The sequence below is a fragment of the Shewanella sp. SM95 genome (assembly GCF_025653595.1).
Lineage (GTDB): Bacteria > Pseudomonadota > Gammaproteobacteria > Enterobacterales > Shewanellaceae > Shewanella > Shewanella oncorhynchi.
The window spans coordinates 108,457-120,589 of sequence record NZ_JAKKSE010000005.1 but is presented as its reverse complement, the minus strand read 5'-3'; the positions used below and the strand labels follow the sequence as shown (position 1 = coordinate 120,589).

The following is a 12,133-nucleotide window of genomic DNA, read 5'->3' as shown; positions in this document are numbered from 1 at the left end:
CAAAAATGAGCTTTTAAACAAAGAGTAGCTTTAAGACAAAAAGTAACTTTAAGACAAACAACCCCTTTCAATACAGCCTTATTCAATCCGCGCCATTAGATACCAAACGTATTAAAACCCACTATTCTCCTTTCTCTCTATTTTCAATGCATTCACACAAACAAACTAAAACAAAAAAGCCTGAACACAAGTTCAGGCTTTCAAGATCTAAAATTTAATACTTAAGGTTTAAAACGTAAGGCTTATCGACTTTCTATAAACGCATTGCCAGTTCAGCGCCTTGGCGGATTGCACGCTTAGCATCAAGCTCTGCCGCGACATCTACGCCACCAATCAGATGCACAGGCAGGCCCGTTGCTTTCATCTCATCCACTAACGTGCGATTCGATTCTTGCCCAGCACACAAAACGACGTTATCGACGGCCAGCACTTCAGCGGTTTCACCCACGCGAATATGCAGTCCTGCATCATCAAACTTGTCGTAACTCACGCCCGTTTTCATCTTCACATCATGTTGCTTAAGCACAAGACGGTGGATCCAGCCGGTGGTTTTGCCTAAGCCCTTGCCCATCTTCGACGTTTTACGTTGCAGTAAAAACACCTTACGATGATCAGTATTGTCGGAATGAGGTTCAGTTAGGCCGCCCGCATGCTGGTAAGTTTTATCTATGCCCCACTGTTGTAGCCATTTATCGGGGTTCAAGGTGCTCGACTGGCGCTCACACAAAAAGTGCGCCATATCGAACCCTATACCACCGGCGCCAATCAAGGCCACCGTATTACCGACAGTCACTTCACCCGAGAGCACTTTTTGATAATCGACCACCCGTGGGTCATCAAAGCCGGGTAAGACTAAATCACGCGGCACAACGCCTGAGGCGATTACCACTTCATCAAACTTTTCGGTCGCCAGCACACTGGCATCGAGGCGAGTATTTAATCTCAGCTCCACCTTATGCAGCTTAATTTGGTTAATGAAATAACGAATAGTCTCGTTAAACTCTTCTTTCCCAGGGATTTTACGGGCGAGATTAAACTGACCACCCACCTCAGATTTCGCTTCAAACAAGACAACGTGATGGCCTCGCATGGCGGCATAAACAGAAAACGCCATGCCCGCAGGGCCTGCCCCCATCACCGCAATACGCTTTTTATTTGCTGTGGGTAAGAAGTTGATTTCAGTCTCATAACAGGCGCGAGGATTCACTAAGCAGGTTGCGCGCTTGAGGGAAAAGGTATGGTCAAGACATGCTTGGTTACAGCCAATGCAGGTGTTGATAAGCTCCGGCGTGTTCGCAGCCGCTTTATTCACGAACTCGGGATCAGCGAGGAAAGGCCGCGCCATCGACACCATGTCCGCTTGACCTGAGGCAATAATCTGCTCACCAATATCAGGGGTGTTAATGCGGTTAGTCGCAATTAAGGGCACAGAAACTGATTGTTTGAGCTTTTCAGTCACCCACGCAAAGGCGCCGCGGGGCACACTTGTCGCAATGGTCGGTACGCGCGCTTCATGCCAACCAATACCAGTATTTAAAATAGACACGCCAGCTTGCTCTAACCACTGGGCGAGCTGCACCACTTCATCCCAAGTCGAGCCGTTATCCACTAGATCGAGCATAGATAAACGGAAGATAATGATGAAGTCTTTACCGACTTTTGCCCGTATCGCGTTAACAATCTCAATCGGGAATTGCGCCCGCTTTTCAAACGCACCACCCCATTCATCGGTGCGGGTGTTGGTGCGCGCACTGACAAACTGATTGATCAAATAGCCTTCAGATCCCATCACCTCAACGCCATCGTAACCGGCTTTCTTGGCAAGAGCGGCTGAGCTGGCGTAATCCTTAATGGTCGAGCGCACTTGGCGACTAGACATAGCAGACGGCGTAAAAGGTGTAATGGGTGATTTAATTTTGCTCGGTGCTTGGGAAAAAGGATGATAACCGTAGCGGCCCGCATGCAAAATTTGCATGCAGATCTTACCGCCGGCCTCATGTACAGCCTGCGTGACCACGCGATGCTTACCGACTTGCCAAGGAAAACTCAGCTGACAGGCATGGGGCGTAAGGCGACCGCGAAGATTGGGGGAAATACCGCCCGTTACAATCAAACCCACGCCGCCCAGAGCGCGTTCTTTGTAGAACGCTGCCAGTTTCTCAAATCCGCCCTTTTCTTCTTCCAAACCTGTGTGCATTGAGCCCATAAGCACGCGGTTTTTGAGCTGGGTGAATCCCAGATCTAAGGGTTCTAATAAATGGGGAAACGACATTCAAACATCCTTTTAAAACAAGTGATTTAAATCAGCATACCTTGAGTCAAATCTAAGCTCAACCGTTGGATCGAGGCCATTAGTCAAAATCCTTTACAATTGTGTTTAGCCTGTAGCGCCATTTTCAGTTAGCATGGGCAGATTGGACTTATAAAGGAGTGGAAAATGTCCGCTAACCCATCGTTTTTCAAGAGAATATGTTTGTTTATTTGGCACACCCTCAACGGGACGCGTAAACTGATACTCAATCTGATCTTTTTTGGCATCTTAGCCGCCATTATCATCTCCATTGGCAGCAGCGAAGATATTCAAGTTGAAGATAATTCAGCACTGGTGCTTAATCTGGCTGGTTCGATTGTCGATCAGAAGCAACAGGTCGATCCCTTAGAAGCCGCATTCAAGCAAGGCAATAATGGCAATGCCGATGGGGAAATCCTGCTCGCCGATGTGTTATATGTGATTGATAATGCCGCGCAAGATCAAAGGATAAGTACCCTAGTACTTGATCTAGCCGATTTGAAACGTGCCGGGATCAGTAAGCTGCAATCTATCGGTGATGCGCTCAATCGCTTTAAAGAAAGCGGTAAAAGAGTGGTCGCCATAGGCAACTACTACGAGCAAAATCAATATTTCCTCGCCAGTTTTGCCGACACTATTTACCTCAATCCCCAAGGTGGTGTCTCGCTTGATGGCCTGAGTATGTACAACCAGTACTTCAAATCGGCCTTAGATAAACTCAAAGTGAAAGCGCATATTTTCCGCGTGGGAACCTTTAAATCTGCGGTTGAACCCTACATGCGTGACGATATGTCCGATGCTGCTCGCGAAGCCAGTAGCGCACTTTTAACCGATGTATGGCAAAGCTATACCCAGATAGTCGCTGGTAATCGCAATATTGAGCCTAACTCGCTAGTGCCCGATGCAAGCACTTATTTGGCCGAGCTCGATAAAGCTAATGGTGACTCTGCGGCAATGGCCATCAACATGAAATGGGTTGATAACTTAGCCACGACGGAAGATTTTCGTCAAACCATGCTAGAAACCGTTGGCAAAGCCAGCAGCGGTGACAGTTTCAAGCAAGTGAGTTTTTACGATTATTTAACCTTAGTGACGCCATTGCCAAGCTTTGTTGAACAAGACAGTGTCGGCATTATTGTCGCAAGTGGCACGATTCTGAACGGCACTCAACCTGCGGGCCAAATTGGCGGCGAAAGCACTGCCGAGCTGCTACGTAAGGCCCGTTTCGATAAACACGTTAAAGCCTTAGTGCTGCGCGTCGATAGCCCAGGCGGTAGCGCCTTTGCCTCGGAGCAAATTCGTCAAGAATTACTGGCACTTAAAGCGGCTGGCAAACCTGTTGTCGTCAGCATGGGCAGTTTGGCCGCATCGGGCGGTTACTGGATTTCGGCCAGTGCCGACTACATCTTCGCAACGCCAACTACGCTCACGGGCTCAATTGGGATCTTCGGCATGATCACCACCTTCGAAGATTCTCTGGCCAGTATAGGCGTGCATACTGATGGCGTATCAACATCGGAATGGGCGGGATTGTCTGTGACGCGCACGCTGTCACCGCAAGTTGAAGCGATTATCCAACGTCATATTGAACGTGGCTATTTAGACTTTATCTCGCTGGTCGCTAAAGAACGTAAAATGACCATAGAACAAGTCGATAAGATTGCCCAAGGCCGTGTTTGGAGTGGTAAAAAAGCCCTTGAGCTTGGCTTAGTCGATGAACTGGGTGATTTAGATGAGGCGATTGCTAAAGCCGCTAAACTCGCTGATATGACACTATTTGACACCCGCGTTATCGAACAAGAGCTGACACCCGAGCAACGCTTTATGCAACAGATGTTTGCCTCAGTATCGAGCTACCTGCCCGCCTCACTGAGCCAATCATCGATGTTAGAGCAAATGCTAGCGCAATGGACCAGCAGCTTGAAAACGTTAACCTCTTTTGATGATCCAAATAACGTCTACATCTACTGTGATAGTTGCAATATGATGAACTAAATCTGCCAGCGTCTAGGTTGCAGCTCGCAACTTCAAGATGATGACAAAGACAAAGCCCGGATCTCCGGGCTTTTTTATTGGGTTTATGTCAGTAAAATCGTATAATTCGGCCACTTGAAGCTAAGAAAACGACAAGAATGACTAAACGCTCCATTTATGTTGCCTATACTGGCGGCACCATCGGTATGCAAAAGACCGATAACGGCTTTGTCCCCGTCGCGGGATTCCTGACTCAGTGCGTGCAATCTATGCCTGAGTTTTACCATGAAGAAATGCCGACATTTGTGATCCACGAATACTGCCCGCTTATCGACTCTTCCAATATGGCACCAACCGATTGGCAGATGATCGCCGACGATATACAAGCCAATTACGATAAGTACGATGGCTTTGTAATCCTTCACGGCACAGATACCATGGCGTACACGGCTTCGGCACTGTCGTTTATGCTGCAAGGCTTATCAAAACCTGTGATAGTGACGGGCTCGCAAATTCCCCTCGCCCAGTTGCGCTCAGACGGCCAAACTAATTTATTGAACTCACTCTACATAGCGGCGAATTATCCAGTTGCGGAAGTGTGTTTATTCTTCAATAACAAACTCTTTAGGGGCAATCGCTCGACTAAGGCCCACGCCGACGGTTTCGATGCTTTCGCCTCACCCAACTTCCCGCTACTGCTTGAGGCGGGGATCAAAATCAATCTGCGCGCAGGCAAAATCACGGTCGCCAACGATACCCCATTAGAAGTCGCTCATATCAGCCCACAACCTGTCGGTGTGGTGACCTTGTATCCTGGGATATCAACACAGATTTTTGAGAACATTCTGCAACAGCCAGTTAAAGCCCTCATACTGCTAACATTTGGTGTGGGTAACGCGCCGCAGGATGCCGCCTTACTCAAAACCTTAAGGCAAGCAGATGAACGTGGCATAGTGCTGGTGAATCTAACCCAATGTTTCCAAGGTAAGGTGAATATGGGCGGCTACGCCACAGGCAATGCATTAGCCAAAGCAGGCGTGATCAGTGGCGCCGATATGACCATAGAAGCGGCCTTAGCAAAACTGCATTATTTGCTATCTAAAAATTTGCAGCCAGCTGAGATAAAAGCGGCCATGTTACAAAATCTAGTCGGTGAACTGAGCATAGATTAAAGATAGTGTCTTCTAATCTGTTTGTTGCCCTCAAACGCTAGCAACAAAAAAAGCCCATATTTGATGGGCTTTTTTGATTTAAACTCAGACTAGATTTTAGTTCAGACTTAACAGCACTAAATGAGCGTTTATTTTAAGACTTTTGCGGACCAAGAGTTGCATTGAAGTTATTTGATATCAAATCAATGTTAGCATTGATATCACTAACAAAAGATAAAATGCTAGCTCCCCTTGCCAACCTCAGACTTACACCTAATTCCTAATAAAGCACACCTTGCAAGCCGATCTGCGCGGCCAGTCAGAAATTATAAATCCTGCGCTTTAAAGCCAGCAATCGGCTCACCGCGGAATTGCTTTTTCAGCTCGGCCTTAGACAGCTCATTTATTTTACCGTCAGATGCAATAGTGAAATGCTCTGTTTGCTCAAGCTTACGCGCTTGATACAACATCACCACCTGCAGAGTCGATTCACGCTGAGTCTCACTCAACACAGTACCATCCTCCCACTTACCCAGCTCAGCCGCACTACGAAGCCTTTCATAAACTTCAATGGGCATTTGATCGATCACTTGATTGATATCCGTCATACACTTTTCCGCTTATGTAACACGATTCTGACTCGTGTAATGAGATAACCTACAAAACCAAACACAAAGCATATTCCGGCGATATTCGCACGCATACCTTCGGCGGGTTCCCCACCCCAAAACCAAATCACCACACCAGCAATGAACAAGGTCATAGCAACGAAACTCTGATTCATTAAGCTGCTGGACTTTTGAATATGACTAATACGCGATAAGGACTCATTGTCGCCATCGGTTTTTGCTTGGCAATGGGGGCATGAAGACGCTTTGCTCGACATACGTTTACGACACACCGAACATTCAATTAATGCCATATCAGCCTCGCCCTAACGTAACTTATCAACAACGGCGAGCATGGCAATTAGCGATGCTTCACCTAAATAAATACTGCGTTCTGGTGACCAACCCACAAAAGGATCGGCCAGATTGTTATTGTCTTTAAACGGCATCTCAAGGGTATTTGATAAACACTTGAAGGTCTGGGCAACCCAATTAGACGCTACGGTCAGATTCGCTTGACCGGGCTCATCTTTATCATACCCATACTGAGTTTGAAAATCGGCACTGGCTAAGGTCAATGCTTGACTAAAGTTCGCTTGCAGCTGCGCGAGTTTATCATTATAAGCGGGGACGCCTTCACAACCCGCTAGAAACACATAAGGTAAGCCTTCATCACCATGCACATCATAAAACAGGTCAACACCCGTTTGCTGCATCTTATTGACGACGTGATATACCTCAGGGCTTTTTTCTAAACTCGGAGTTTGCCACTCGCGGTTAAGATTAATCCCAATAGCGTTGGTGCGCAGATGGCCTCTGATACTGCCATCGGGATTCATGTTGGGCACTATATAGAAATTGGCCTTATCAAGCAGCGCCTTTGCCGTGGGACAGTCATTATCGAGTAAACGATTCACTAGGCCTTCAACTAACCATTCAGCCATCGTTTCACCCGGATGTTGTCTGGCGGTGATCCAAATATTGCGTTTAGAAGGATCACCATTCCCCACTTTCATCAGAGTAATATCGCGGCCATCTAAGGTCAGGCCTAAATGCTCTAAATTGACATCTGGGTGTAACTGGGCGCCGCTGAGTAAATCTAAATGACGCTCATAGCTGTAGGGTGCAAAGTAAGCGATTTGAATGGCATCACAATCTAACTCTATGCTAATGCTCAGTTTACCATCTTGATATTGAGTCGGAATACGGAACCAATGCTGGCGATCATAACTGGCCACCGCCTGATAATCTTCCCATCCCTTGGTATAAGAAGCGGTTCCCGCATTGATAATATTCAAGGTGTAATGGTTACCCACTTCACCTTCAAATCGAAAATTGAACCATTGATAAAACTCACCACCCGCATCAGGGCGGATAGCAAGTTGAATATCGTCTTTATTATCAAGATTGACGACTTGGATATTTCCGCCATCAAAGTTGGCACTGATCCGCATAATGATTCCTAATAGGTTGTTAAAACTAAGGGCAATTTAATGGCGTGCGACAGATAGCACACGTCACATTTTATTATATGGCCGATAGAATAAACCAAAACATCCCAAGGGGAAAACGAAAGCCATTAAATTCAGTCAAGACACTTGCAATCGGCCTTTAATTAACCAGTTAACACGCCTAAAATCCACAAGAAATGAGCCTTTCGCTATAAATTCATGAAGATATTAGACCATAAAACTATAACCTTGGCCTCGTACTGTATTTATCAAATTACGCGGCAAGCTGATATTGGCTAGCTTGCGGCGAGTGTTACTAATATGCATGTCCAGATTACGGTCAAATCGGCCCAAATCTTTCTGTAGCACTGAGCGCTGCAACTCTTGCTTAGTGATGACTTGGCCTTTTCTTTCAAAAAGATATTTAAATAATTTAAACTCGGTTTGGGTCAAATCGACATAGCGGGTGCCAATAGTGATCCTATAACTCATTTCATCGAAGTTAATCACTTTAGCCGCCACAGTCGCCATTTGCGGCGAGTGAGAGTGACCAGCACAGAGACGCCGCTCTAAGGCTCGTAAGCGGACAAAAATCTCTTTTATGCTAAACGGCTTACTCAGAAAATCATCTGCTCCCAATTCATAACCAGTGATGCGATCATCTTCATTATCACGTGCTGAAATCATCAATACTGGCGTTGAACATTCACGCGCTTTTAGCAACTCAAATCCATTCATCTGTGGCATCACTAAATCAAGCACTATGATGTCTGGAGCAAAACTTTCAATGCATGCCAGACCCTCAATGCCATTAACCGCACACTTAACCTCATGCCCTTGCGTACATAAGGCATCAGCTAACCACACGCTAAACAATGGATCATCATCGACCAAGAGTATTTTACTCATCCTTAAAGCCCAAACGAGAATCTATATCATTTATATTACCATGCGAATCGAGACGACTCTAGCGCTATTACATTAGTTAAGAAGTGTGATGTTGAAAACTGTGAACAAAATACGATATTAACAACCAATCAACGGATGATTAGCGACTCTAAAATCATCTCATAAACTCCCAATAAAAAAGCGCCCTAAGGCGCTTTTTAGAAACTAAGAGTCTGAACTTAGCTTAGAATTTAACAGTTACACCACCGTAAATGGTACGGCCGATAGTGTCATAAACTTCAGGAACCGTACCAGCATCACTACCGTTAGTAACGTATAGAGGCTTCTCGTCAGTAAAGTTCTTAACACCTAAGCTAACTGTGGTGCTGTCATTTACGTGATAAGTCCCAGAAATATTGTGATATAAAATAGAATCAACACCTCTTACAGCAGCAAATGGTTCATCATTCGCATCATAGTCTGTGTAATGATCATTCATAGATCGGATATAGCGGTTGAAGTACATTACACTCCAATCATCTTGACCCGCAGAAATGCTGAAGTTGTTACGAACACGAGAATACGCACCGAAGTTCCCATCGATAGTGCCTGTATAGTTTTCACCATCTTGCTCATAATTAATGAGGTATGTAGTATCATTACTGACTTTCCAGTCTAACCCAAACAATGCAAAGCTATAAGCTAAGTTGAAATCAACACCGCTAGTATCCTGTGATCCAACATTTGTTAATGCGCTTGTTAAATTAAACAAATCACCGTCAGCAGTAATATTGAATGTACTACATGCTTCAGCATCACCTTTCTGACAAGCATCTAAACCAACTTGAACATCTGCACGAGCAATAGCATCAGTTACTTTGAAACGCCAGTAGTCCAAAGTAAGAGACATACCATCGATATAGCTTGGTGAATAAACTAAACCAGCGGTATATGACTCAGATTCTTCAGGTTTCAAATTTTCATCAGATGTGCGGTTGACTAAAATCTGCCCCGTTTGCTCATTCTTAGGTAACCAAGGGTTCGTTAAATAATCAAAGGAACCTGAATTACCACCATATAATTCGGCAACGCTAGGAGCACGGAAGCCTGTAGCTGCAACAGTTCGGATCATTAAATCATCGGTAGCAGTATACGTTAAACCAATTTTCCACGTAGTTGCTTTACCAAATGTTGAATAATCATCTAAACGTAGTGCAAATTCACCCGTTAATTTGTCTGTGAATGGTACGCTCACTTCTTGGAAAATAGAGATAACGTTATAGTTACCACTTGTTGGATCTTGCTGAGCAGCAGTACTATCGCCAGCAACAACAATAGGATCTGGATTATAGAAACCACTTTCACGACGATACTCTGCACCTATGGCAAAACCCACAGCACCCGCACTTAAATCGAAGAGTTCACCATTTAAGCCAGCAGATAAAGTTTGTTGTTCATTGCCACCAGTTGATTTCTCGTCATAAGAAACGTCTTTCATCTCATTTGTCAGTGGAGAACCTTCAAACCAAGCATATGGATCAGCATAAATAGAAGCGGCCATCAATGTGGCGTTAATTGAGTTATCAACGCCTGTTTTAGCCTCGTTCTTACCAAATGTGTAGTCCACATTCCAGTTCATACCAGTATGAACATCCAAAGACCCCGCTAAGCCAGTAGATAAACGCCAGGTATCGGTATCTTGGTTATAAACACGAGGTCCAACATCATTCATACGTCTGTTATATTGCACTTGTCCGCGAGCGTCAGCTTTAATCCCAGCATCAACCATGCTTTGGTCAAGATTAAGGCAACCAGCAGTTGGATCTGTCACTCTTGGGTCACCGCAAACATTTAACTTGATTTGCGCAGGCTGTGCCGCAAGTTGTTGGTTAGAACGACGATTGGTATAGATAGCATCGGCCGTCAATACCACATCATTACCTAACTCTTGTGTCATATTTGCAAATAGGCTGCGACGCTCACTTGGCGTTTGAAAATATACGTCATTCGAATAATCATAACCTGTGGCTCTGTTAACCCAATTACCATTTGCATCAATTACTTTCTGGTTTAATGCACCAGTTGGAATAATTGAACTCGTATTATCGAGTGGGTCATACCAATCTCGATCACCTTGGATCACGCCACGACGGTCAGCATAAGCAGCACCAAAGGTATAGTTACCACCCTCTGTGTTGAAACCGTATAATGCACTTACATCACCACTTTCACCGTCACCTTTGTCAGTGCCACTGCCGTTAAAATCTAGCTGGAAACCTTCAAAGTCTTTCTTAGTGATAATGTTCACTACACCTGCAATGGCATCTGAACCGTAAACCGCTGAGGCACCGTCTTTCAGAATTTCAACACGCGCAATCATAGCCACTGGAATCGAGTTCAGATCCACAGAACTATTGGCACCAGAACCTGAGTTCACCATACGACGGCCGTTCAGTAACACAAGCGTACGTTGTGAACCCATGCCACGTAAGTCAACTTGGGCAACACCGTCAGCACCGTTGTTTGTGCTTGAACCCACTGCCGCACCCGCCATCGAAGTCTGCACTTGTAACATTTGGTCAACAGAAGTAAAACCTTCCGCTTTAATCGCAGCAGCATCAATAACGGTCACTGGAGATGCTGTTTCCATGTCTTGGCGTTGAATGCGTGAACCCGTGACTTCAATACGTTCAACTTTTGCTTTTTCTTCAGCAGCAAATGCACTTGACGTAACAAATGCACCAGAAGTGATAGATGCAACGATAGCTAAGTTAATAGCCGACGCTACTTTGGTTCTTTTGATCATGTATGAATGCTCCCTAGATCTTACTATTATTTTTATGCTTACAGCTTGTACAACTATTGATGTACTAGTGTTGCACTCGATACTGAGGATTCACTTTAACTCCGTCAACACTCAAAATATTAACCAACACAGAATAAATGTTAATAAATTTGAGTTAATTTGTTTTTTTTGATGGTCGTTATTTTCAATAAAACTTAATATTCATAATTTATCAGAAGTTAACCCTCAACATTAATAAGTAATTAGTGATTAACACTGTTAATAAATTACTTTTATGAAACATATTCAATGGCAAAAAGTGTGATACAAGTCACAATTATTTGGTGTGGCGAGAGACTTGAATTGGAATGAAGTATTGATTAACTACCACTTAAACTGCATATCTATAGACGTGAGCAATTTGAAATAGCCATAATTATTAAGATAATCTTGCTAAATCAGTACATAACAAAGGATACAATTAGCATCAATTGTGTTATTTATGCATAAAAACAAAGCCACCAATAAAAACAAACCAATATCATTACAAGTTATTCCATATGAAAACCTAAAAAAGGGTAACTGTAGCGACTATTTGTTTTGAGAATTTAATGGCCTAAATCCAATTTGTTGAATTAAATTAATCTCAGATAAAAATCAATCTTAATAGTAAAGATCTCAGATTTCAGCTCAACAAACACACCACACTGATACACTTGTTGATAAATAAAAGGCATCAGTAAATAGCTGTAAATATATAGATTTCTATATATTTACAGCTATTATTAATGTCTAAATAACGAGCTGAAAACAGCCATAATACTTTGGAGTTTTGATACAATTTAATAATGAGAATTTATACCTATCAACTCATAAAAGCTCATTATCCCCTCCAATTACCGCCCTTAATTTGTTTAAATATCGCTTTTACTTCACCCAAATTGTATGCAAAGGTAAATTTTTCCCATAAAAAAGGCGACTCTCAG

General features: G+C 44.0%; 8 protein-coding genes. 2 read left to right on the top strand and 6 right to left on the bottom strand.

What is annotated here, in order from left to right:
- Positions 1–253: 253 nt before the first annotated feature.
- Positions 254–2,272 (bottom strand): NADPH-dependent 2,4-dienoyl-CoA reductase, encoded by a 2,019-nt coding sequence (locus L5M29_RS08610; protein ID WP_263167335.1) that lies wholly within the window; start codon positions 2,270–2,272, stop codon positions 254–256.
- Between the two features lie 165 nt (positions 2,273–2,437).
- Between L5M29_RS08610 and sppA the strand changes: the two genes are divergently transcribed.
- On the top strand, positions 2,438–4,285 hold the full coding sequence (gene sppA, locus L5M29_RS08605; protein ID WP_263167333.1) for a signal peptide peptidase SppA: 1,848 nt from the start codon (positions 2,438–2,440) through the stop codon (positions 4,283–4,285).
- Between the two features lie 137 nt (positions 4,286–4,422).
- Positions 4,423–5,436 (top strand): asparaginase, encoded by a 1,014-nt coding sequence (gene ansA, locus L5M29_RS08600; protein ID WP_006086774.1) that lies wholly within the window; start codon positions 4,423–4,425, stop codon positions 5,434–5,436.
- 305 nt (positions 5,437–5,741) lie between these two features.
- Here ansA and L5M29_RS08595 read toward each other — a convergent pair whose 3' ends face one another.
- From L5M29_RS08595 to L5M29_RS08575, 5 genes are all read right to left on the bottom strand, one after another.
- On the bottom strand, positions 5,742–6,023 hold the full coding sequence (locus L5M29_RS08595; protein ID WP_028759859.1) for a YeaC family protein: 282 nt from the start codon (positions 6,021–6,023) through the stop codon (positions 5,742–5,744).
- A complete protein-coding gene (locus L5M29_RS08590; RefSeq protein ID WP_263167331.1) occupies positions 6,020–6,337 on the bottom strand; it encodes a zinc ribbon domain-containing protein in 318 nt (105 codons plus the stop codon). The genes L5M29_RS08595 and L5M29_RS08590 overlap by 4 nt, the downstream gene beginning before the upstream one ends.
- Positions 6,338–6,349: 12 nt before the next feature.
- A complete protein-coding gene (locus tag L5M29_RS08585; protein WP_263167330.1) occupies positions 6,350–7,477 on the bottom strand; it encodes a M14-type cytosolic carboxypeptidase in 1,128 nt (375 codons plus the stop codon).
- 225 nt (positions 7,478–7,702) lie between these two features.
- On the bottom strand, positions 7,703–8,383 hold the full coding sequence (locus L5M29_RS08580) for a response regulator transcription factor (RefSeq protein WP_028759856.1): 681 nt from the start codon (positions 8,381–8,383) through the stop codon (positions 7,703–7,705).
- A gap of 223 nt (positions 8,384–8,606) precedes the next feature.
- Positions 8,607–11,168, bottom strand: coding sequence for a TonB-dependent receptor plug domain-containing protein (locus L5M29_RS08575; protein WP_263167328.1), 2,562 nt, complete (start codon positions 11,166–11,168; stop codon positions 8,607–8,609).
- Positions 11,169–12,133: the final 965 nt, after the last annotated feature.